The sequence below is a fragment of the Mesorhizobium sp. M0227 genome (assembly GCF_040321855.1).
Lineage (GTDB): Bacteria > Pseudomonadota > Alphaproteobacteria > Rhizobiales > Rhizobiaceae > Mesorhizobium.
Map to the genome: position 1 here is coordinate 58,074 of NZ_JAMYSJ010000002.1, position 21,534 is coordinate 79,607.

A 21,534-nucleotide genomic window follows, 5' to 3' on the forward strand; every position below is an offset into this window, starting at 1 on the left:
CTTGGTCATGGAGCATCGATATGAGCGAGCATGAGATCGCCGCAGCCGACGCATTGTCCCGCCTGCGCCCGCCCTACAAGTCGGTGCTCGACCTGATCGGCCAGACGCCGGTTGTCGAGCTGACCAAGTTCGACACCGGCAAATGCCGGCTGTTCATCAAGCTCGAAAGCCAGAACCCCGGCGGCTCGATCAAGGACCGCATCGCACTGTCGATGATCGCCGCGGCTGAAAAGCAGGGCAAGCTCAGGCGTGGCGGCACCATTGTCGAGGCGACCGCCGGCAATACCGGCCTCGGCCTCGCCCAGGTCGGCATCCCCAAGGGCTACCGCATCGTGTTGGTCGTGCCCGACAAGATGTCGCGCGAAAAGATCCAGCATCTGCGCGCGCTCGGCGCCGAGGTGCGCATGACACGCTCCGATGTCGGCAAGGGCCATGCCGAATATTACCAGGACATGGCCGAGAAGATCGCAGCGGAAACGCCCGGCGCCTTCTATGCCAACCAGTTCGCCAACCCGGCCAACCCGCTGGCGCATGAAACCACCACCGGCCCGGAGATTTTCTCGCAGCTCGACGGCGATGTCGACGCGGTGGTCGTCGGCGTCGGCTCCGGCGGCACGCTGACCGGGCTTGGCCGTTACTTCGCCAAGGTGTCGTCGAAGACCGAAATGGTGCTGGCCGATCCGGTCGGCTCGGTGCTGGCGCCGCTGATCAAGACCGGCAAGATGGAAGAGGCCGGCAGCTGGACTGTCGAAGGCATCGGCGAGGATTTCGTGCCGCCCAACGCCGATCTGTCGCTGGTCAAGAAGGCCTATTCCATCCCCGACAAGCAGAGCATGCTGGCGGTCCGCGACCTCTTGTCGAAGGAAGGTATCCTCGCCGGCTCGTCGTCGGGCACGCTGCTGTCGGCCGCTCTGCGCTATTGCCGCGAGCAGACGGTGCCCAAGCGCGTCGTCACGTTCGTCTGCGACAGCGGCAACAAATATCTGTCGAAGGTGTTCGACGATTTCTGGCTGGCCGAGCAGGGTTTGGCCGAGCACGAACAGCATGGCGACCTGCGCGACCTGGTGATGCGTTCGCACCGCACCGGCGACACCGTCTATGTCGGCCCGGACGAAAGCCTGCTCAACGCCTATGGCCGCATGCGCCGTTCCGATGTCTCGCAGCTGCCGGTGCTCGACAATGGCAAGCTCGTCGGCATCGTCGACGAAAGCGACATCCTGGCCAAGGTCGACGGCCCCTATGACGGCCGCTGGGAGCGCTTCAACGGCCCGGTGCGCACGGCCATGACCTCCAATCTGCACACGCTGCAGGCCAGCCAGACGCTGGATGCGCTGCTGCCGGTCTTCGACCGCAACGAGGTCGCCATCATCTTCGACGGCGAAGAGTTCGTCGGCCTGATAACCCGCATAGACCTGATCAACCATTTGAGGCGCGCACGATGACCAGCAATACTCCGCCAGCCGGCCCATCTTCAGCCGGCAAGAACCGTCTGGCTTTCTCGACGCGCACCATCCATGGCGGCCAGAGCCACGACCCGCTGACCGGCGCGGTGATGGTGCCGATCTACGCCACCTCGACCTTTGCCCAGCAGTCTCCCGGCGTGCACAAGGGCTTTGAATATGCCCGCAGCCAGAACCCGACGCGCTTTGCCTTCGAGCGCGCCGTGGCTGATCTCGAAAGCGGCTCGGCCGCCTTTGCCTTCGCGTCCGGCCTGGCGGCGATCGCCACCGTGCTGGAACTGCTCGATTCCGGCGCCCACATCGTCGCCACCGACGACATTTATGGCGGCTCGTTCCGGCTGATGGAGCGGGTGCGCAAACGCTCGGCCAACCTGCAGGTCTCGTTCGTCGACTTCACCGACCTCGCTGCCGTCGAGGCGGCGATCCGGCCCGAGACGAAAATGCTGTGGGTCGAGACGCCAACCAACCCGCTGCTGCGCATCGTCGACCTCGAAGGCGTTGCGGCACTCGCCAAGCACAAGGGGTTGCTCACGGTCGCCGACAACACGTTTTGCAGTCCCTATATTCAGCGGCCGCTGGAGCTCGGCATCGATATCGTGGTGCATTCGACGACGAAATATCTCAACGGCCATTCCGATATGGTCGGCGGCGTCGCCGTGGTCGGCGACAACAAGGAGCTCGCCACCCAGCTGAAATTCCTGCAGAACGCCATCGGCGCCATTTCGGGTCCGTTCGACAGCTTTCTGGCGCTGCGCGGGCTGAAGACGCTGGCGCTCAGGATGGAGCGCCATTCCGCCAACGGCCTCAAGATCGCGCAGTGGCTGGAAGCGCGTCGCGATGTGCGCCGCGTCATCTATCCCGGCCTCGCCAGCCACCCGCAGCACGCCGTCGCCGTCCAGCAGATGCACGCCTTCGGCGGCATGATCACAGCCGTGCTCGACCGCGACGTTGCCGGCACCAAACGCTTCCTGGAACGCACGCAACTGTTCACGCTGGCCGAAAGCCTCGGCGGGGTGGAAAGCCTGATCGAGCACCCGGCGCTGATGACGCATGGGTCCATACCGGCCGAGAAACGGGCCGAGATCGGGATTTCGGATTCGCTGGTAAGGTTGTCGGCGGGGATCGAGGATGGCGACGATCTGATCGCCGATCTGGATCAGGCGCTGGGTTAGCGGACTGATATCGCGGAAGATGCGGCGCAGGGCAAACTGGGGTCTGTCGCGATCCTTCACACCCCCTCTGTCCTGCCGGACATCTCCCCCGCAAGGGGGGAGATCAGATGTCACTTCCGCTTTCGCCAATCTCGAACGTTGCAAGACGAGCGGCGCCATCGAAGCTGCAATCTCCCTCCTTGCGGGGGAGATGGCCGGCAGGCCAGAGGGGGGTGCTGTCCCGCCGACGTCTGACCGATCTCTTCGCCGCCACAACGGTCAACGGCAAACCGCGCTTCGCGCATCGTTCAGCCAAGCCCCGTTGACCCCGAACCCCATCTGCCCGAAATGTAGCGCCCCATGGCTACACACGCCCCACCCAAACCCACCGACACCCCTCTCACCTTCGCGGTGCTGGTGTTCCCCGGCTTTCCGATGATGGCGTTCAGCTCGGTCATCGAGCCGCTGCGTGCGGCCAATGTCCTAGCGAAAAGAGAATGCTATCGCTGGATCATCGTCGGCGGCACGAAAGGCGCGGTCGAGGCGTCGAATGGCGTCGTTATCCAGCCGGGTTTTTACGCCGAGGATGCGCCGAAGGTCGATCGCATCGTCGTCTGTTCGGGCGGCGATGCCGATCATCTCGTCGCGGAGGACGCAGCACACTGGATCCGCAAGAGCCTGCGCAACGGCGCCCATATCGGTGCGGTGGCGGATGCCGCGTTCTTCCTGGCGCGCGCCGGCCTGCTCGACGGCCATGCCTGCACCTTGCACTGGACCAGCCAGGCCGCCTTCACCGAAGCTTTTCCCAACATCGAGCTGAGGCGCGACCTCTACGTCATCGACCGCAAGCGCTTCACCTCGGCCGGCGGCGTCGGCAGCCTCGACATGATGCTGGAGATCATCACCCGCGACTATGGCGCCGAGCTTGCGGCCGGCGTCGCCGAGTGGTTCGTGCACAGCCAGCTGCGTTCCAGCATCGACCGCAAGATGATGCCGCTGCGGCTGCGCACCGGCGTCCAGAACGAACTGGTTCTGTCGGCCATCGCCATCATGGAGGACGCGGTGGAAGAGCGGCTCGGCATGGCCGAGCTGACCGCGAAGCTCGGCGTCTCCTCCGACAAGCTCGAGCGCTCCTTTCGCTCCGAACTCGCCATCTCGCCCAATGGCTATTACCGCCGGCTCAGGTTGAAGCGCGCCGCCGACCTGCTGGCACATTCGACGCTCGCCGTGCGCGACGTGGCGCTGGCCTGCGGCTTCGCCTCGATGTCGAGCTTTGCCCGGGCGTTTCGCGAGGAGCATGGGCACCCGCCGAAGCTGGCGCGAAGGCATTAGGGTATCAAAGGAATGGCGGGACAGCACCCCCCTCTGGCCTGCCGGCCATCTCCCCCGCAGGGAGGGAGATTGACTGCACCTCAGCTTTCGCCAATCTCGAATGTTGCAAGAAGAGCGGCGGCATCGAAACTGCCAATCTCCCCCCTTGCGGGGGAGATGTCCGGCAGGACAGAGGGGGGTGCTGTCCCATCGGCATCTCTCATTGGCACCAGCGGCATCCCGCACAACACCTGCGGTATTCCGCACAATCCATCCGCCCCACCTGCGCCATGCTCAACCCTCACAACCCATCCAAGGCCGTACCCCCATGAGCATCGTCGTATTCGACCCCGACAGCACCGAGGACGTGGACTTCAAGGACCGCATGCGCCACCCGGCCGCGGCCGATCCGGCCGGCGGCATGTGGCTGTCGGACACCGAGCCGTCCTTCATCGATGCCGATGCCCTGCGCAAGGGCCGGCTGGCCAAGCTGCGCGGCTGGATGCGCGAGGCCGGCTATGGCGGCGTCGTGTTGTTCGACCCGTACAACCAGCGCTACGCCACCGGCTCGCGCAACATGTTCGGCTATTTCCTGCGCAACTCGACCCGCTATTTCTTCATCCCGACCGACGGGCCTATCGTGCTGTTCGAATATCCGCAGAGCTATCATGTCTCCATGGTGCTCGACACGATCGACGAGGCGCGTCCGTCCAAGCTCGTCTGGTCGTCGGTCTCCGGCCGCGACGACGAAACCGCCGGCCCCTTCGCCGACGAGATCGCCGAATTGCTCAAGCAGCACGGCGGCGGCTCGATGAAGCTTGGCCTCGATCGCTGCAGCCATCTGCAGGCGCTGGCGCTCGAAAAGCGCGGCTGCGATGTCCGCGATTGCCAGGGCGAGATTTTAGCGGTGCGCGCCGTCAAGACGCCCGAGGAAGTCAAATGCCTGCAGGTGTCGATGGCCGGCGCCGAGGCCGCCGTCTATGCGGTGCGCGAGGCGATCAAGCCCGGTGTCTCCGAAAACGACCTGTTCGCCATCATGTATGGCGAGGTCATCCGCCAGGGCGGCGAGTTCATCGAGACGCGGCTGCTCACCTCCGGCCAGCGCACCAATCCGTGGTTCAACGAGGCCAGCGGCCGCAAGATCCGGCCGGGCGAACTGCTGGCGCTCGATACCGACACGATCGGCTGCTACGGCTACTATTCCGATTTTTCGCGCACCTTCCGTTGCGGGCCGGGCAAGCCGACCCCCTACCAGAAGTCGCTCTACCGCATGGCGCACGACCAGGTTCAGCACAACATCTCGATCGTCAAACCCGGCATGGCGTTCCGCGAGATTGCCGAAAAGGCCTGGAAAATCCCCGACCGCTTCGTCGACCAGCGCTACACCTCGGTCATGCACGGCGTCGGCATGCATGGCGAAACGCCCTTCATCGCGCATTCCATGGACTACGAGACCTATGGCCGCGACGGCCATATCGTGCCAGGCATGGTGGTGAGCGTCGAAAGCTATATCGGCGAGAAAGGCGGCCGCGAGGGCGTCAAGCTGGAGGACGAGATCCTGATCACCGACACCGGCACGGAGCTTCTGTCGCGCTTTCCCTATGAGGATGAGTTTCTGGAGACGCAGGTTTGATACGCGCAACTAACGCTCACAACAAGCGCCTCATTCCGTCGCACCCCCCTCTGTCCTGCCGGACATCTCCCCCGCAAGGGGGGAGATTGGCAGCGTCGCCTGCAGCGCTTTTTCCTGCAACTCTGACGATTGGCGAGGGCATTCGCGACGGCCGATCTCCCCCCTTGCGGGGGAGATGCCCGGCAGGGCAGAGGGGGGTGCTGTCCCACCGGCACAGGCAAGAGTCTTGGACTGCTCCGCCCGTGGATAATGAAGCCGCATGAAAACCCCCATCTCCATCAAACCCGGCACAATGGCCGCGATCTTCATCGACCTGCAGGAAGAGCACCGGCAGGACCCCCGCTATCTCGTCGACGGCTACGCCACGATCCTCGCCAACGTCCAGCGCCTGCAGGCGGCGGCGCGGCAGAACCATGTGCCGCTCTACCACTGGGCCTACATCGTCGATCTCGACAGCCAGGACCGGCCGTTTCATCCGCTCGGTGAGGACGGCAAGTCGGCCTTTTCCGACAAGAGCGATCCGCTGACCGAGATCTGCCGTGAGGTGGCGCCGGCCAAGGGCGAGGCGCTGCTGATCAAGGCCGAGGCCAGCGCCTTCCGCACCGGGCCGGCGGCGCGTGACATCAAGTCTTCGGGCATCGAATGGCTGGTTGTGGCAGGTGTCTGGACCGAGGCCTGCATCGACGCGTCGGTCAAGGATGCGGTGGCCAGAGGATTTCGCGTGCTGCTGGTCAAGGATGCCTGCGGCAGCGGCAGCGCGGCCATGCACCAGACCGGCATCCTCAACCTCGCCAACCGGCTCTATGGTGGCGCCGTCACCGACACCGACGGCGCCTGCCGGCTGCTGGCCGGCGAGACCGTCACCGCCTGGCAGGTCGAAGGCTCGGTGCCGCTGCGTTTCAGTTTTGAGAATGCGGCCGCGCTCTACGCCGATCTATGACTGTCGAAAGCATGACTCGGGGCAAATACGAAACCCGGCTCGCCCCCGAACTCTGGGCCTATATCGACGCGGTCAACACCTGGTATCCGCCTGAGATCATCGGCCTGCCGATCGACAGGCAGCGCGAAGTCTATGACCGGATGAGCCGGGCCTTCCACCAGGGCCGCCCGCCCGGCGTCAAGGCCAGCGATGGCCTGATCGCCGCCGCCGGCCGCGACATCCCCATCCGCCGTTACCGGTTTGCCGGCAAGGCCGCCCAGGCGATGGTGATCTACTACCACGGCGGCGGCTTCATCCTCGGCGGGCTGGAAAGCCATGACGACATCTGCGCCGAGCTCTGCGCCGGCACCGGCTTCGACGTGCTGTCGGTCGACTACCGGCTGGCGCCGGAGCATCTTCATCCCGCCGCCTTCGACGATGCGGTGGCCGCCTTCGAATGGGCGGCAGTGTCATCAGATCTGCCGCTGGTGCTGTGCGGCGAAAGCGCGGGCGGCAACCTCGCCGCCGCGGTGGCGCAGGCGACGCGCCGCCATATCAGAGCTGCGGTCGGCCAGGTGCTGATCTACCCCGAGCTCGGCGGCGACGAGCGCGCCGGCTCCTATATCGAGCACGCCGAGGCGCCGCTGCTGTCGGTGGCCGACATCGCCTTCTACCGCGACGTCCGTTCGGCCAGGCGGCAATCACCTGACGATCCGACCTTCTCGCCGCTGCGCGACACCGATTTCTCCGGCCTGCCGCCGACGGTGATCGTCACGGCGCAATGCGACCCGCTGTCGTCGGATGGCGAGGCTTATCGCGACCGTATTGCGGCCGCCGGCGGCAAGGCGTGGTGGCACGAGGAGCCGAGGCTGGTGCACAGCTTCCTGCGCGCCCGGACAACGGTGCCGGCGGCGGCGGAGGCGTTTGCGCGGATTGTTGCGGCGGTTGGTGCGTTGGGTAAGGGCGAGTGGCCGTATTGAGTGGCTGAGGAAGGAAGGCGCCGGCGGTGGGGCGCCAATCTCCCCCCTTGCGGGGGAGATGTCTGGCAGGACAGAGGGGGGTGCTGTCCCGCTGACCTTTCAGCTAATCAGCTAAGTCCAGCCGCGCTCTCAGACCGATTTTAAATGATCTGGGGATCGAAGGTTGGCGATCCTTCACACCCCCCTCTGTCCTGCCGGACATCTCCCCCGCAAGGGGGGAGATTGGCTGTCACGTCACCCTTCGCCAATTTTCGAAGGGGGAGGCCCTCGCTTGGCACCCTGCGGAACCCCGCACAATCACTGCGGATTCCCGAACACTTCCCGGCGTCACCTCGCTCTATCATTCCCCTCAGGCAATGGCGTCCCGGCGGTCGCGTCCGCCCCCGCGTCTGTCGATCGGCCGGGGCGATTTTTCTGTGCATGCCGTTGTCCCAAAACCGCTGGGCACTTTTGGGCGGCATGCATCAACAACAGGGGAACGACGATGAAATTCATGCTGACCGATCGCAAACTGCACCCGCAAGCCAAGCCCGTCGCCGACGATTTCAGGACCGGCGGCATCAACCGCCGCGAATACCTGGCCCTGATGGCCGGCCTCGGCGTCAGCGCCGCCGGGGCGCTGGCATTAGGCGGGCTCGCCCCCACGCCTGCCCGCGCGGCGGAGCCCAGGAAGGGCGGCGTCCTGCGCGTTGCCATGAACGTCAAGGGTTTCAAGGACCCGCGCACCTTCGACGGCGTGGAGATGTCGAATGTCGCCCGCCACTGCAACGAATATCTGGTGCGCTGGAACACCGACTTCTCCTTCGAGCCCTGGCTGCTCGAAAGCTGGGAGGCGAGCGACGACGCCAGGACGCTCACACTGCATGTGCGAAAGGGCATATCCTGGTCGAATGGCGATGCCTTCAACGCCGACGATGTCATCCACAACCTCACCCGCTGGTGCGATGCCTCGGTGCCCGGCAACTCGGTCGCCGCGCGCATGGGCGCGCTGGTCAATGCCGACACCAAGAAGGTCGTCGATGGCGGCATCGCCAAGGTCGACGACTTCACCATCAAGCTCAATTTGCCCAAACCCGACATTTCGCTGATCGCCGGCATGGCCGACTATCCCGCACTGATCATGCACCGCTCCTATGAGGGCGACGGCGACCCGCTGAAGGCGCTGGCCATCACCACCGGCCCCTGCGAGCTGGTCAGCTGGGATGCCGAGCCCGGTGCCGAGGTGAAGCGCAGGGATAAGCCTTGGTGGAAGGGCGAATTCCATCTCGACGGCATCAAATGGGTCGACTACGGCTCCGACCCCAACGCCATGCTGTCGGCGTTCGAATCCGGCGAGATCGACACCGACCACGAGACCGCCTCCGATGCCGTCTCGCAGACCGAGCAGATGGGGCTGATGAATTCCGAGATCGCCACCGGCTCGACCATCGTCGCCCGCTTCAATGTCGGCAACGCGCCCTATGACGACGTCAAGGTGCGCCGCGCAGCCCAGCTCGCCGTCGACAATTCCGCCGTGCTGGCGCTCGGCCTCGGCGGCCGCGGCAAGCCCGCCGACAACCACCATGTCGGCCCCATGCACCCCGAATATGCCGATATCGGCCCGGCCAAGCGCGACCTCGACCAGTCGAAGAAGCTGCTCGCGGAAGCCGGCAAGGCCGATCACGAGTTCGAGCTCATCTCCGTCGATGTCGAATGGCAAAAGACCACCGGCGACGCCATCGGCGCGCAGATGCGCGAGGCCGGCCTGAAGATCAAGCGCACCGTGCTGCCCGCCGCCACCTTCTGGAACGACTGGAGCAAATACCCCTTCTCCTGCACCGAATGGCTCGGCCGCCCGCTCGGCGTCCAGGTGCTGGCGCTGGCGTATAAATCGGGCGCCGCCTGGAACGAAAGCGCCTACGCCAGCAAGGAGTTCGACGAGCTGCTCGACAAGGCGCTGGCGACCCCGGACGCCAGGGCGCGCAAGGAGATCATGGCCAAGATCGAGGAGAATCTGCGCGACTCCGGCATCATCATCCAACCCTACTGGCGCTCGGTCTACCGGACGTACCGCAAAGGCGTCGAAGGTTGCGAACAGCACCAGGCGCTCGAGCAGCATTTTGAGAAGGTTTGGATTGAGAGTTGAGGCTTTCCATCCTTGGGTTCCTCGCCCCCACGGGAGTGGGGGAGAGGTGGGCCGGCGAAGCCGGGACGGAGCGGGGGACGCCCTTCGCGAAACCAAAACCGTATCAAGAATGAGAGCTGGCTGACACGACAGCAACCCTTGAGAAACTACCTCCCAACGCCGCGCTGGCCCCTCTCCGTCCCGGCTTCGCCGGGCCACCTCTCCCCACTTCGTGGGGCGAGGAACCAAGCCGCGCCATCCCCGGCGCCTCCATTGCAAGGTTGGCGACTAGCGAAATCATCGACCACCGCGTCCTTCGCCCCGTTTACGGGGAGAAGATGGCGGCAGATGAGGGGCGGCGCCAACGTTGGCCGAATTGCACCTGGGAAATGGCCGGCGCGAATGCCGGTGAGGCAGTTGCCTGAGCCCGCGCCGGCCACTGGCGAACCTGGGTCCGCCGCCCGGATTTTTTACCGTTCCGGTGATGCTCGATCAACTAGGCCGGACGTTTGGTACGGAAGCAGACAAAGGCTCACCGCGCCGCCCTCAGAAGCGTGCAGATCCAGCCGATAAAAGTCAGCACCAGAAACGGGTAGCCGGCGGCGGGCAGGGGCGCGGAGGTCGGCAGCAAGGGCGCGCCCCACAGGGTCATGCCGGCCGAGACGACAAACAGCACGGCGGCCACGAGGGAGCCGCATCCACAGGGCAAAAGTTTTCGGCGCGCTGACCATGACAAGTGCCGCCGCCCACAGCGAAATGCCGCCGACATAGGAGGGCACGCTGGTCTCCAGCCCCGCCGCATTGCCGGCCAGTAGCAGGCTCTCGCCGGCGAGGAAGGTCAGGAAGCCGGCCACCACGCCATCATTGCCCAGCCGCTGATATTTTATCATCAGTAGCGCGGTCGCCACCACCGGCGCTGCGCCATCGATCGTCCACAGCGTTTCGCGCAGTGGAGCGCTGGCGACGAAAGGCCGGCGAGGCCCAAGGCGCCGCCAATGGCGAGGCCGAGAGAAGCGGCGGTGTCTGAAGTGGTGCGCATGTGATGTCTCCCCAAGCCGTCGGGAGGATACGTCATGGCGGGGCGCTCTCAAAGGGGGCGCGCGGAAAGCGGGGAGGTGTCGAGGGGGAGCCCATGTCGTTAGACAGATCAATCGATGGGATTGGATCGGAGCGATGCCCGGAATAGGGGCAGGTTAGGTCCCTCTCGGTTCTGAACTCTTGGACTCTTAAGGAATTCTTCAATCGCTGGCCTATACTGCTCAACAAAAATGCTGCGGGTTCTACCTAGCCTCCGATGTATCTCGCCATTTATCTCCGGCCACCCCGCCAGATATTTCGCAAAAAATAACAGTAACGAGCCTCTGCTTGCGGGAAACTGTGCGGAATACAAATGGCGCACAAGCTTTGCAGCCGCAATTTCCATCAAACGATCATCGCCGTCGTCTCTAATAAGGGTATCTCTAATCCTATCAAGGGCAAGGTTCGCAAACTTCGCTTTATCGCGTTCATACTGCAAGAGGGCTGAAATACCAACGTTTCTATTTTCAAGTATGCCAGCAATAAGAATCGCAATGCGTTCTTCCTGGCGCCGCGCGGATCGAACCTCAATAAGTAAATCTTTAACCGCGCTATCTTGTACATTGTCATACTTCTCGTATGTTGGGTTAGGCGTAGCGATCATGTCTGGGATGATCGCAAATTCGGAAATTATCGCATCCTTTAAGATCTCTTCATTCATCAAAGCTCGGTCACCGTCGTCCAGAGCATCTAGGTGAAGTAGTAATTCACCTCCCACGCCTATGGATGCGCCCAATCTCGCGCGAGCGCCTAGAACACGTTTTGCAACATCTGCGTTTGGGGCCAATGCGAGTAGATTTGCCCAAACTGCCGACCTAAGAGCGGCTCCCTCGTAAAATGCCCTAGCAGACGGCAACCCTGCTGAGTTGACGAGCTCTTCACGCATTGAGAGACGAGCAAGTTTCTTTTCTTGGGCGTTACCGATCAGTTCCGCAACCTGCAAGGCAATTGAATTTCTCTTCGGAAAGCGAGATATGAAGCCCCGTAGGATGGGCGCTAGACTTGCAGTCGTGCCCAGATGGCAAAAGCCGTCTTCCGTAACAAATGCGAGAACGTGCTCATCTCCAATTTTAACGGTAAAATTACTTTGCTGCAGGACAATCTTCTCGGATGTCCTTTCAAATTCGAAAAACCCAGAGACCAATCCAGTATACTCATCTATATACTGGACAACTTCTGTATGTGGCCTTGCAGGCGTCTTCAGTATTGGAAGAGCAAAGCCGACCAAATCATCCAGAAATGGCAAACACCCGACGACGAAGAAGGTCTGAGTGCTGTTCACAAGTCCCCCCAAGCTAAGTACAAGTCTCTAACCGCAGCTTCGAGGTGGGCCTGATAGTAGTCAGGATGGCGACCAGGTACGAACGTATAAGGGCTGACCACGACACCGCTTTGGACAAGTCTTTCAAGCCATGGCGCCCCCTTTTCGCCATCCCAGAGCGTGTGTGGGACAACTACGGCGGATAGATTGCCTTCGATAGAGATTGGTTCGCCAAGAATTACCTCGATTGAGCAAATTCTGTCGTCTGGTTCATTGCGCCCGGGCGATGTTAAGAGATCTAAGTAGGCCTGTGCGTGAAACTCCCATGCTTCTGCTGCTCGCCCGGAATCGATCTTTGACGTGTCACCTTCGAAATATTCCCTGCGGGTGCCAAACAAGGCTGAAATGATCCGGTTGGGTCTTGTGGTGTCGCCTTCCAAGCTAAAGTCCTCGACAGTCATCTCATCCATAAGGATTCGACTGTATAACCGCTTGTCGAATGCTCCGGTGTCGAACGCAAAGATTGCTTTGGCCTTTTGAATAAGCGATGCGTCGAAAATAAAACAGAAAGGGCAGGCTGCTTCGACGCGAATCGATCCATCTCCGGCAACCCGATAAGCGGGCCGCCCATAGAAAAGATATGCGAGGGGCTCGCCAAAGACTTTGCAATCGCTTACCGAGACGGTATTTGAGCGGATGATATCCTCTGCGACAATGCCTTTCGTAATATGAGTTAAGGGCATGAGCCCCCACTTGGGATCGGGGTGCTTATCCACCCAACTCCTAAATCCGGGTCGGCCGCCAACCAACTTTGGCATCATTCCGCCCAACAAGACGGAAGAAACGGAATCCCGTATTTGCGCATGAAAAGTTATTTCCCCAGAAATGAGGCAACGATACAATCGGGGGTAGAGAATGCAAGGGTGACTGGGGTGTTGTGCCTAATCCCCACCGTGCAGCATCAGCGCCGCGCTGGCGGGGGGCCCGCTGCCTCCGGCAGCTCCCCCGCTTTCGAAGCCTGTCATCGATCCACCGGATCGATGACTTGGCGCGCTTTGCGCGCCAACCGGCTTCTCAATCCCCCATCTTCAGCGCCTGAATAAACGCCTCCTGCGGGATATCCACCTTGCCAAACTGGCGCATCCGCTTCTTGCCTTCTTTCTGCTTGTCCAGCAGCTTGCGCTTGCGCGAGACGTCGCCGCCGTAGCATTTGGCGGTGACGTCCTTGCGCAGCGCCGAGATGGTTTCCCGGGCGATGACCTTGCCGCCGATGGCGGCCTGGATCGGGATCTTGAACAGATGGTTCGGGATCAGCTCCTTCAGCTTCTCGCACATCTGACGGCCGCGCTTTTCCGCCGCCGTGCGGTGCACCAGCATGGAAAGCGCGTCGACCGGCTCCTCATTGACCAGGATCGACATCTTGACGAGGTCGCCCTCCTTATAGTCAGTGAGGTGATAGTCGAACGAGGCGTAGCCCTTGGAGATCGACTTCAGCCGGTCGTAGAAATCGAAGACGACCTCATTGAGCGGCAGATCGTAGATCAGCATGGCGCGCTTGCCGACATAAGACAGGTCGGCCTGGATGCCGCGCCGGTCCTGGCAGAGTTTCAGGATGCCGCCGAGATAGTCGTCGGGCGTCAAAATGGTGGCGCGGATCCACGGCTCCTCGATGGCGGAGATTTTCACCACGTCGGGCATGTCGGCCGGGTTGTGCAGTTCCTTTATCGAACCGTCGGTCAGAGCCAGCCGGTAGACGACTGAGGGCGCCGTGGCGATGAGGTCGAGGTTGAACTCGCGCTCCAGCCGCTCCTGGATGATTTCCAGATGCAGCAGGCCAAGGAAACCGCAGCGATAGCCGAAGCCGAGCGCCGCACTGGTTTCCATTTCAAAGGAGAAGGAGGCGTCGTTGAGGCGCAGCTTGCCAACCGCGGCGCGCAGGTCCTCGAAATCGGCGGCGTCGACCGGGAACAGGCCGCAGAACACCACCGGCTGCGCTGGCTTGAAGCCGGGCAGCGCCTTGGCGGTGGTGCGCTTGTCCTCGGTGATGGTGTCGCCGACGCGGGTGTCGGCCACTTCCTTGATCGAGCCGGTGAAGAAGCCGAATTCGCCGGGGCCGAGCTCGTCGACATTGATGCGGGCCGGGGTGAACACGCCGGTGCGCTCGACCAGGTGCTTGGCGCCGGTGCCCATCATGCGGATGGTCTGGCCCTTTTTCAAAACGCCGTCGATGACGCGCACCAGAACGATGACGCCGAGATAGGCGTCGTACCAGCTGTCGACCAGCATCGCCTTCAGCGGCGCGGTCGCATCGCCTTCGCGCGGCGGCGGCAATTGGTGGACGATGGCCTCCAGCACGTCGGGAATGCCAAGCCCGGTCTTGGCCGAGATCAGCACGGCGTTGGAGGCGTCGATGCCGATCACCTCCTCGACCTGCTCGCGGATGCGCTCGGGCTCGGCGGCCGGCAGGTCGACCTTGTTCAGCACCACGACGATCTCGTGGTTGTTGTCGATCGCCTGGTAGACATTGGCCAGCGTCTGCGCCTCGACGCCCTGCGAGGCGTCGACCACCAGCAGCGACCCCTCGCAGGCGGCCAGCGACCGCGACACTTCATAGGCGAAGTCGACGTGTCCGGGCGTGTCGATCAAATTGAGGATATAGTCCTCGCCATTGTTGGCGCGGTATTTCAGCCGCACCGTCTGAGCCTTGATGGTGATGCCGCGCTCGCGCTCGATGTCCATCGAGTCCAGCACCTGCTCCTTCATGTCGCGCAGCTCCAGCCCGCCGGTCAGCTGGATCAGCCTGTCGGCAAGCGTGGATTTGCCATGGTCGATATGGGCGACGATGGAGAAATTGCGGATGTGGTCGAGGGGCGTGCTCATGGCGCGCGTTTAGCAGGGGTGGCTTGCCCGAGCAAGCGGCAGGCTGCCGCCGTACATGTGGCGCGGCCCGTTGCCTTGCAAGCCGTACAGGCGCTGCCGGGAAGGCAGAGCAGGCCGCTGCCGGGGCAAGCGGTGCGGGCGCTTGTCGCCTTTCCCCCCGGTTTCCTCGAAAAATCGATAAATTTTAACCATGCGCGTTAGAGCATAATTTGTGATCGGCATGTTAGCCGGGGGAAATATCTGATGTAAGGACGAAGGCATGCGGGGGCTTGCAGGCAGTTTTATCGAGTCGCGGAGCGGCTCGTTCGCACCGATACTTGTTCTCGCCATGATTCCGCTGATCACCGCGATCGGCTTTTCCGTCGACTACACCTCCGCGGTCCAGACCAGGTCGACCGAGCAGGCGGCACTCGACGCCGCGATCCTGTCGATCACCACGATGGAAACAGCCTCGACGAAGCCGCAGCGCCAGGTGGTGCTCCAGGATACCTACAGAGAAAACGGCGGACAGGGCACCGCGACGCTGAACAGCTTCGACGTCAGCGCCAACGGCACCGCCACAGCGCGGGCCTCGGCAAGCTACGCCATGCCGACCGTGTTCATGCAGATCGCCAGGATCCCGACGGTGGCGGTCGGTGTCTCGTCGGCGGTGAGCAAGACGCCCGCACTGGTGGAGGCCACATTCAACGTCGATCACGTTTCAGGCTACTGGAACAAGACCATGACCTTGTACGGCCTTCCCTACGGTTGGACCTCCACGACCACACCGACGGCCATGATGAAGGCCAACTATAACTACAAAGCGTATAGTTATTCCTATACGAGCGGGGGTAAGACCTACACGGCTACCGAGCCGAAAGGTTACGGCACGACAACTATTACCACGGGACCAACCAATACGCTGGTTCAGACCCAAGTGTGCACGACAGTAGGATCGGCAACCGATTTCACTGCCACTGCGGGAGTTTACAAAAGCACCGCGGTGGCAAAAAGCGGAAAGACGAGCGCCACCATCTATTTCAAGACGACGTGCGCGACCACGAATACCGCCGGAAACAGCAGTGGCGCAACAGTCAACGTGAGCACGGTGGACAAGCTCTATCTGCAGATGGATGTGCCGTCCGGACCGGTCAACCCGCTCAGGTCGAACAATACAGACACGTCGAACCGGCTCTACCTCGGCGCCGGGTACAGCACCGCGGCACAAAAGGCACTGGACCCTTCCAAATACCTCCCCGTCGAGGTTGCCAGCAACACGGACGTCGACATCTTCAAAGTGGTGCCTTGCAGCCAGACCAGCGACCAGGCATGGGAAGACGGCGGCAACAATCCTCCACTGCCAGACGTCACGAACGCCGACTTCTTCTACAGCGTGACCGGCAAGTGCGACTTCAACAAGCGGCCCTCCAACACGGTGCTGACGCAGTAGACGCTGCCCCAGGCTAAACGCCCTATGGGCTTGTGAGGCTTGGCGATCCTTCACACCCCCCTCTGTCCTGCCGGACATCTCCCCCGCAAGGGGGGAGATTGGCAGCTTCGTCGGCCGCGCTCCTGTTGCGAAGCTAGTGATAGGCGAAAGCCGTGATGAGGGTCGATCTCCCTCCTTGCGGGGGAGATGGCCGGCAGGCCAGAGGGGGGTGCTGTCCCTCCGGCTTTCCCTGCGATCTCCCGAACCTCATCACAAACCGGTGAACGCTGTAACGAAGCAGCAAGCAGCGGCGAAGTGGGGACATGAGCGGCGCTTCCAGGCGCCGCCGCCCACGGAGCAAGCCGATGTCCCGCAAGTTCGTCACAGTGTCCAGCCTCTCAGCGCTCGCGCTGGCGGCGTCGCTCGGTGCGGCGGCGGCCCAGCCGCTCACCGTGGTCGAGCTGTTCACCAGCCAGGGCTGCTCGTCCTGCCCGCCGGCCAACGCCAATCTGATCAAGGTCAAGGATCAGCCCGGCGTGCTGGCGCTGTCGTTCAACGTCACCTACTGGGACTATCTCGGCTGGAAGGACATTTTCGGAAAACAGGAATTCACCCGGCGCCAGGTCAATTACGAGCCGGCGCTCGGCCGTGACGGGCCGTTCACGCCGCAAGTGGTGGTCAACGGCCATGCCGATGTCGTCGGCGCCGCACCCGGCGAGATCGAAAAGCTGATCTCGGTGAGCGGCCGGACGGGCGGCCCGGCATTGTCGCTCGATGGCGGCAAGATCAGCATCGGCGCCGGCGCCGCACCTGGCGGCCACGCCGATGTCTGGCTGGTGCGCTATGCCAAGGGCGTCGTCGAGGTGCCGGTGGCGCGCGGCGAAAACACCGGCCGCACCTTGCCGCACGCCAATGTCGTGCATGCGCTCAAAAACCTCGGCAGCTGGACCGGCGCGGCCGCGACGTATCCGCTGCCCGCCGCATCCGGCGGCCTGAGCACCGCCGTGCTCGTGCAGTCGCCCGGTGGCGGACCGATCCTGGCTGCCGCGACCGACTAGATCGCGCTTCGGCAAGAGATTGCGCAACGCCGCATGGAGCGGCGCCGCATAGCACGGCCGCCAAGAGGGCGCGCCTTCACGACCAACCCAAGGAGATCATCATGACCATTTCCCGCCTGACGCTGCCGGCGCTCGCTCTCGCTTTGTGCTCGACGGCGCTGTTTTCCGGCGGCATCGCTCGTGCCGACGACGCGACCAACGCGATGAAGCCGGCTGCAAATGCGATGAAACCGGCCGCGGATGCGATGAAGCCTGCAACCGATGCGATGAAGCCGGCCGACCCGATGGCCACCAATTCCATGAAGCCGGGAACCGACGCCATGAAGCCGGCAACGGATGCGATGGCTCCGGCCAAGTAAAGGTGGTGCTGTTTCCGGCTTCGGTCCCGCGGGTCCGAAGCCGGATGCACGTGAAAGTGAGGCTTCGGCCGCAACTCGCCCGTCGCATGATCGTATCTTATCCAATAGACTCCACATGATGGACGTCACAGGAGCTCAAGCCATGACCGACATTCAAAAACCAGTCACCAGACAATCGTCGAACGTCTTCCGCAGCGCGCTCGCCGCCCTGGCACTTGCCGCAGCGGGCGCCGCCTTCTGGCTGACGCCGGCGGTTTCGGCCGAGGACGCGGTGAAGATCCCGCCGCCGGCAATCGACGAGAAGGCGGCCACCGGCACTGAAAAGGCAATCTTCGCCGGCGGCTGCTTCTGGGGCGTGCAGGGCGTCTTCCAGCACGTCAAGGGCGTCACTAAGGCCGTCTCCGGCTACACCGGCGGCGACAAGGACACCGCCGTCTACGAGACGGTCGGCTCAGGCCGCACCGGGCATGCCGAATCCGTCGAGATCACCTACGATCCATCGAAAATCACCTATGGCCAGCTGCTGCAGGTGTATTTTTCGGTCGCCCACAACCCGACCCAGCTGAATTTCCAGGGTCCGGACTCCGGCACGCAATACCGCTCGACGATCTTCGCCGAAAACGATGCACAGAAGAAGATCGCGCAAAGCTACATCGCCCAGCTCGACCAGGCCAAGGTGTTCCCGGAGCCGATCGTCACCACGCTGGAAACCGGCAAGACCTTCTATCCGGCCGAGAATTACCATCAGGATTTCCTGACGCTGAACCCGACCTATCCCTACATCGTCTACAACGACCTGCCCAAGGTGGCGAACTTGAAGGCACTGTTCCCGACGCTCTACAGCGAAAAGCCCGTGCTGGTGCTGTCGGCGAGCAATTGAGATAGCGCTGGTTGGCGTGTGGGAGGTGCGAAGGGCGGCGATGCCCTCCTTCCCTTCCATGCCGTGACATTGGTCGTAGAATGCGGCGGATCAGGATAGCTGCCCGGTAGATCGCCAGCTATCCTTACGCGATGACCGGCTACGTTTACATGACCGCGAGCCAAAAGCGTGGCACGATCTACATCGGCGTCACCAATGACCTCGGCCGCCGCATGCCGGAACACAAATCCGGCCAGGGCGCAGGGTTCACCAGCCGCTACGGTGCGCAGCGGCTGGTCTGGTATGAGGAATTTTTCGACATCACTGATGCCATCCAGCGCGAGAAATCACTGAAGCGCTGGCCGCGCCAATGGAAGATCGACCTGATCGAAAAAGCGAATCCGGAGTGGTTCGAGCTTTTTCGCGGGACGGGGTGGTAGGTGCACCGTTTCTTGCACCGTCGGAGCACTGCACCACCGTCACGGCATGGATCCTAGGGTCTGCGCTGCGTCGCTTCGCTCCTTGCTTCGCCCTAGGATGACGAAGGCACGGTAGCTGCTGCCACCTTCACCCCCACCTGACCCGCTCAATCATACGTCAGATCCGTCGCCTTGCCGCCGAACACCCGGTAGGCATAGAACGAATAGAAGATGATGACCGGCAGCACGACCACGGTGCCGGCCAGAATGATGGCCAGGCTCTCCGGCGCGGAAGCCGCCTGCCAGATGGTCAGGCGATCCGGCACCACGAACGGGTAGAACGACCAGGCGAGGCCGGCAAAGCCGAGCGCGAAGATGGCGGCCAGCGTCAGGAACGGCATCAGCGAATGGCGGTCGTCGGGCTTCGGCAGATGGAAGGTCTGCCGCCACAGCCACAGGAACAAAAGCGCCGACAGGATCGGCAGCGGCGACAGATAAAGCATTTCCGGCCAGACGAACCATTTGTCGAAGATGCGCGGGCTGGCGAAGGGCGTCGCCAGCGACACCGCCGCCATGCCGAGCGCGGTCAGCACCAGCGCGGTGCGCAGCCAGCGCACGGCCTTCCTCTGCAACTCGCCTTCAGTCTTGTAGATCACCCAGGCGGCGCCCATCGCCGCATAGGCCGCGGCAAGGCAGAACGCCACCAGCACGCCGAACGCCACGCCGCCGAGGCCGACATCGAGGCCCAGCACATAGACGCCCAGCATATAGCCCTGCGCCAGCGATGCGATGATGGAGCCGAGGAAGAAAATACGGTTCCAGCGGTGCTTGCGCTCGGTCGGCACCTTGGCGCGGAAATCGAAGGCGACGCCGCGCAGGATCAGCCCGAGCAAAAGCACGAAGACCGGAATGTAGAGCGCCGTCAGGATGACGCCATGCGCCAGCGGGAAGGCGACCAGCAGCAGGCCGACGGCCAGCACCAGCCAGGTTTCGTTGGCGTCCCAGAACGGGCCGATCGCGGCAATCATCGTATCCTGTTCGGCGTCTTCAGCGGCGGCGAACAGAATGCCGATGCCGAGATCGAAACCGTCGAGAATGACGTAGATCAGGATGGCGAGGCCCATCAGGCCGGCGAAGATCAAGGGGAGCGCGGTTGGCCAGTCGAAGCTCATTTTCTTCTCCTACTCGCCAGCCGCCGGCTGCGACATGGCGGCGTTCATGACGCCCGGCAGCGGCGATGAATCGCCGTCCTTCGCCGCCTTCAGCGCCAGGTGCACCAGCACGCCGAGATAGGCGATCAGCAACAGCACATAGAGAACGAGGTATATGGCGAGCGTCAGCGCGACATGGCTGCCGGCCACCGGGCCGACCGCGTCGGCAGTTTTCAGCACGCCGGTCACCAGCCAGGGCTGGCGGCCGATTTCGGTGGTGTACCAGCCGGCCAGCGTCGCCAGCCAGCCCGACATCGCCATCGGCACCATCAGCATGGCCAGCGGCTTGGGCAGGCTGTGCCGGCGCTTGAGGAAGAAGGCCGCCGACCATGAGACGAGCAGCATCAATATGCCCGTGCCGACCATGATGCGGAAACCCCAGAACACCGGAAAGACCGGCGGATGATTGCCGGGATAGTCGTTCAACCCCGGCACCACGCCGCTGGTCGAGTGCCGCAGCACCAGGCTGGCCCCATTGGGAATGGCGATCTCGAATTTGTTCTCCCTGGCTGCCTCGTCTGGCAGCGCGAAGAGCACCAGCGGCACGTTGGGGCCGGTGTTCCAGTTGGCCTCCATGGCGGCGATCTTCTGCGGCTGATGCTCCAGCGTGTTCAGCCCATGCTGGTCGCCGGCGAAGATCTGGATCGGGATCAGGGTCGCCGCCGTGAAGACGCCGGTGCGCAGCGCCTTCCACATCGATTCCGAGCGGTCGCCGGTGAGATAGCGCAGCGCCGACAGGCCAGCGATCAGGAACGACACCGTCAGCCCCGACGCCAGCAGCATGTGGGTCAGCCTGTAAGGCATTGACGGGTTGAAGATGATTGCCCACCAGTCGACCGCATGCGCCACGCCGTCGCGCATCTCGAAGCCGGCCGGCGTCTGCATCCAGGAATTGAGCGCGATGATCCAGAATGCCGAGACGGTGGTGCCGCCGGCGACCAGCACCGTCGCCAGCGTGTGGATGCGGTTGGAGACGCGGCGGAAGCCGAACAGCATGATGCCGAGGAAGGCCGCTTCGAGGAAGAAGGCGGTGAGGATTTCGTAGGCCAGCAGCGGCCCGGCGATGTTGCCGACCTTTTCCATGTAGCCCGGCCAGTTGGTGCCGAACTGGAAGCTCATGGTGACGCCCGAAACCACGCCCATGGCAAAGGACAGCGCGAAAACCTTCACCCAGGTGAAATAGGCGCGCATCCAAGCGGAATCGTTGGTCGCGTTGTAGCGCAGCTTGAAGAACAGCAGCACCCAACCCAGCGCAATGGTGATCGTCGGAAATAGAATATGGAATGAAATATTCGTGCCGAACTGGATACGCGAAAGTATGAGCGGGTCCATGATGGGCTCCGGCTGCTGCAAATACTCGCGAAGGATAGGCCCGAAGCGAGTTCAGGTCAAAGCGGCGTCCTGCCGCGAGGCTGAACGCCACAGGACAATTTTGCCGGTTGTG

At 62.9% G+C, this 21,534-nt stretch carries 18 protein-coding genes; 12 read left to right on the forward strand and 6 right to left on the reverse strand.

Annotated features, from left to right (window positions below):
- Nucleotides 1–20: 20 nt before the first annotated feature.
- The 7 genes from NKJ00_RS03850 (at nt 21) to NKJ00_RS03880 (ending at nt 9,579) form a co-directional block, all read left to right on the forward strand.
- On the forward strand, nt 21–1,442 hold the full coding sequence (locus tag NKJ00_RS03850) for a pyridoxal-phosphate dependent enzyme (RefSeq protein WP_352628811.1): 1,422 nt from the start codon (nt 21–23) through the stop codon (nt 1,440–1,442).
- Nucleotides 1,439–2,632, forward strand: a complete 1,194-nt coding sequence (locus NKJ00_RS03855; RefSeq protein WP_352628813.1) for a trans-sulfuration enzyme family protein — start codon at nt 1,439–1,441, stop codon at nt 2,630–2,632. Before NKJ00_RS03850 ends, NKJ00_RS03855 begins: the two co-directional genes overlap by 4 nt.
- Nucleotides 2,633–2,971: 339 nt before the next feature.
- Entirely contained in the window at nt 2,972–3,943 is a 972-nt protein-coding gene (locus NKJ00_RS03860; RefSeq protein WP_352628815.1) for a GlxA family transcriptional regulator, read from the forward strand.
- A 307-nt stretch (nt 3,944–4,250) separates the two neighbouring features.
- The gene (locus NKJ00_RS03865; protein ID WP_352628817.1) at nt 4,251–5,555 is read left to right on the forward strand and encodes a M24 family metallopeptidase; all 1,305 of its coding nucleotides are present in this window, start codon (nt 4,251–4,253) and stop codon (nt 5,553–5,555) included.
- Nucleotides 5,556–5,814: 259 nt separating this feature from the next.
- Nucleotides 5,815–6,495: an isochorismatase family protein gene (locus NKJ00_RS03870; protein ID WP_031213665.1), complete on the forward strand. Its 681-nt coding sequence runs from the start codon at nt 5,815–5,817 to the stop codon at nt 6,493–6,495.
- A gap of 11 nt (nt 6,496–6,506) precedes the next feature.
- Nucleotides 6,507–7,454 (forward strand): alpha/beta hydrolase, encoded by a 948-nt coding sequence (locus NKJ00_RS03875; RefSeq protein ID WP_050592743.1) that lies wholly within the window; start codon nt 6,507–6,509, stop codon nt 7,452–7,454.
- Between the two features lie 484 nt (nt 7,455–7,938).
- Nucleotides 7,939–9,579: an ABC transporter substrate-binding protein gene (locus NKJ00_RS03880; protein ID WP_352628819.1), complete on the forward strand. Its 1,641-nt coding sequence runs from the start codon at nt 7,939–7,941 to the stop codon at nt 9,577–9,579.
- 449 nt (nt 9,580–10,028) lie between these two features.
- Here the strand turns inward: NKJ00_RS03880 and NKJ00_RS03885 are convergent, their stop codons facing one another.
- The 4 genes from NKJ00_RS03885 to lepA all read right to left on the reverse strand — a co-directional run bounded on the left by NKJ00_RS03885 (nt 10,029) and on the right by lepA (nt 14,776).
- Nucleotides 10,029–10,448: a hypothetical protein gene (locus NKJ00_RS03885; protein WP_352628821.1), complete on the reverse strand. Its 420-nt coding sequence runs from the start codon at nt 10,446–10,448 to the stop codon at nt 10,029–10,031.
- Nucleotides 10,449–10,705: 257 nt separating this feature from the next.
- Nucleotides 10,706–11,917 carry a hypothetical protein gene (locus tag NKJ00_RS03890; RefSeq protein WP_023813451.1) on the reverse strand — a complete coding sequence of 404 codons (1,212 nt, stop codon included), beginning with the start codon at nt 11,915–11,917 and terminating at the stop codon, nt 10,706–10,708.
- On the reverse strand, nt 11,914–12,672 hold the full coding sequence (locus NKJ00_RS03895) for a hypothetical protein (protein WP_155930603.1): 759 nt from the start codon (nt 12,670–12,672) through the stop codon (nt 11,914–11,916). The genes NKJ00_RS03890 and NKJ00_RS03895 overlap by 4 nt, the downstream gene beginning before the upstream one ends.
- Before the next feature lie 298 nt (nt 12,673–12,970).
- Nucleotides 12,971–14,776 (reverse strand): translation elongation factor 4, encoded by a 1,806-nt coding sequence (gene lepA / locus NKJ00_RS03900; protein WP_352628823.1) that lies wholly within the window; start codon nt 14,774–14,776, stop codon nt 12,971–12,973.
- Between the two features lie 259 nt (nt 14,777–15,035).
- On the opposite strand from lepA, the gene NKJ00_RS03905 reads away from it, so the two are divergent.
- From NKJ00_RS03905 to NKJ00_RS03925, 5 genes are all read left to right on the forward strand, one after another.
- The gene (locus NKJ00_RS03905; protein ID WP_023813454.1) at nt 15,036–16,205 is read left to right on the forward strand and encodes a TadE/TadG family type IV pilus assembly protein; all 1,170 of its coding nucleotides are present in this window, start codon (nt 15,036–15,038) and stop codon (nt 16,203–16,205) included.
- Between the two features lie 344 nt (nt 16,206–16,549).
- Nucleotides 16,550–17,242 (forward strand): DUF1223 domain-containing protein, encoded by a 693-nt coding sequence (locus tag NKJ00_RS03910; RefSeq protein WP_023813455.1) that lies wholly within the window; start codon nt 16,550–16,552, stop codon nt 17,240–17,242.
- A gap of 101 nt (nt 17,243–17,343) precedes the next feature.
- On the forward strand, nt 17,344–17,601 hold the full coding sequence (locus NKJ00_RS03915; RefSeq protein WP_352628826.1) for a hypothetical protein: 258 nt from the start codon (nt 17,344–17,346) through the stop codon (nt 17,599–17,601).
- A 142-nt stretch (nt 17,602–17,743) separates the two neighbouring features.
- Nucleotides 17,744–18,481 carry a peptide-methionine (S)-S-oxide reductase MsrA gene (gene msrA, locus NKJ00_RS03920; protein WP_352628828.1) on the forward strand — a complete coding sequence of 246 codons (738 nt, stop codon included), beginning with the start codon at nt 17,744–17,746 and terminating at the stop codon, nt 18,479–18,481.
- A gap of 131 nt (nt 18,482–18,612) precedes the next feature.
- The gene (locus tag NKJ00_RS03925; protein ID WP_352554385.1) at nt 18,613–18,900 is read left to right on the forward strand and encodes a GIY-YIG nuclease family protein; all 288 of its coding nucleotides are present in this window, start codon (nt 18,613–18,615) and stop codon (nt 18,898–18,900) included.
- A 146-nt stretch (nt 18,901–19,046) separates the two neighbouring features.
- Here the strand turns inward: NKJ00_RS03925 and NKJ00_RS03930 are convergent, their stop codons facing one another.
- Both NKJ00_RS03930 and NKJ00_RS03935 read right to left on the reverse strand, forming a co-directional pair.
- Nucleotides 19,047–20,051, reverse strand: coding sequence for a cytochrome d ubiquinol oxidase subunit II (locus NKJ00_RS03930; protein WP_128305637.1), 1,005 nt, complete (start codon nt 20,049–20,051; stop codon nt 19,047–19,049).
- Between the two features lie 9 nt (nt 20,052–20,060).
- Nucleotides 20,061–21,422 (reverse strand): cytochrome ubiquinol oxidase subunit I, encoded by a 1,362-nt coding sequence (locus NKJ00_RS03935; RefSeq protein WP_352628830.1) that lies wholly within the window; start codon nt 21,420–21,422, stop codon nt 20,061–20,063.
- Nucleotides 21,423–21,534: the final 112 nt, after the last annotated feature.

What these genes read in the sequence shown, in the direction of transcription:
- msrA (WP_352628828.1), top strand. Translation starts at nt 17,744, where the DNA reads ATGACCGACATTCAAAAACCAGTCACCAGACAATCGTCGAACGTCTTC.
- NKJ00_RS03910 (WP_023813455.1), top strand. Translation starts at nt 16,550, where the DNA reads ATGTCCCGCAAGTTCGTCACAGTGTCCAGCCTCTCAGCGCTCGCGCTG.
- NKJ00_RS03935 (WP_352628830.1), bottom strand. Translation starts at nt 21,422, where the DNA reads ATGGACCCGCTCATACTTTCGCGTATCCAGTTCGGCACGAATATTTCA.
- NKJ00_RS03865 (WP_352628817.1), top strand. Translation starts at nt 4,251, where the DNA reads ATGAGCATCGTCGTATTCGACCCCGACAGCACCGAGGACGTGGACTTC.
- NKJ00_RS03870 (WP_031213665.1), top strand. Translation starts at nt 5,815, where the DNA reads ATGAAAACCCCCATCTCCATCAAACCCGGCACAATGGCCGCGATCTTC.
- NKJ00_RS03880 (WP_352628819.1), top strand. Translation starts at nt 7,939, where the DNA reads ATGAAATTCATGCTGACCGATCGCAAACTGCACCCGCAAGCCAAGCCC.
- NKJ00_RS03925 (WP_352554385.1), top strand. Translation starts at nt 18,613, where the DNA reads ATGACCGGCTACGTTTACATGACCGCGAGCCAAAAGCGTGGCACGATC.
- NKJ00_RS03860 (WP_352628815.1), top strand. Translation starts at nt 2,972, where the DNA reads ATGGCTACACACGCCCCACCCAAACCCACCGACACCCCTCTCACCTTC.
- NKJ00_RS03850 (WP_352628811.1), top strand. Translation starts at nt 21, where the DNA reads ATGAGCGAGCATGAGATCGCCGCAGCCGACGCATTGTCCCGCCTGCGC.
- NKJ00_RS03905 (WP_023813454.1), top strand. Translation starts at nt 15,036, where the DNA reads ATGCGGGGGCTTGCAGGCAGTTTTATCGAGTCGCGGAGCGGCTCGTTC.
- NKJ00_RS03875 (WP_050592743.1), top strand. Translation starts at nt 6,507, where the DNA reads ATGACTCGGGGCAAATACGAAACCCGGCTCGCCCCCGAACTCTGGGCC.
- NKJ00_RS03855 (WP_352628813.1), top strand. Translation starts at nt 1,439, where the DNA reads ATGACCAGCAATACTCCGCCAGCCGGCCCATCTTCAGCCGGCAAGAAC.
- NKJ00_RS03885 (WP_352628821.1), bottom strand. Translation starts at nt 10,448, where the DNA reads ATGATAAAATATCAGCGGCTGGGCAATGATGGCGTGGTGGCCGGCTTC.
- NKJ00_RS03915 (WP_352628826.1), top strand. Translation starts at nt 17,344, where the DNA reads ATGACCATTTCCCGCCTGACGCTGCCGGCGCTCGCTCTCGCTTTGTGC.
- lepA (WP_352628823.1), bottom strand. Translation starts at nt 14,776, where the DNA reads ATGAGCACGCCCCTCGACCACATCCGCAATTTCTCCATCGTCGCCCAT.
- NKJ00_RS03930 (WP_128305637.1), bottom strand. Translation starts at nt 20,051, where the DNA reads ATGAGCTTCGACTGGCCAACCGCGCTCCCCTTGATCTTCGCCGGCCTG.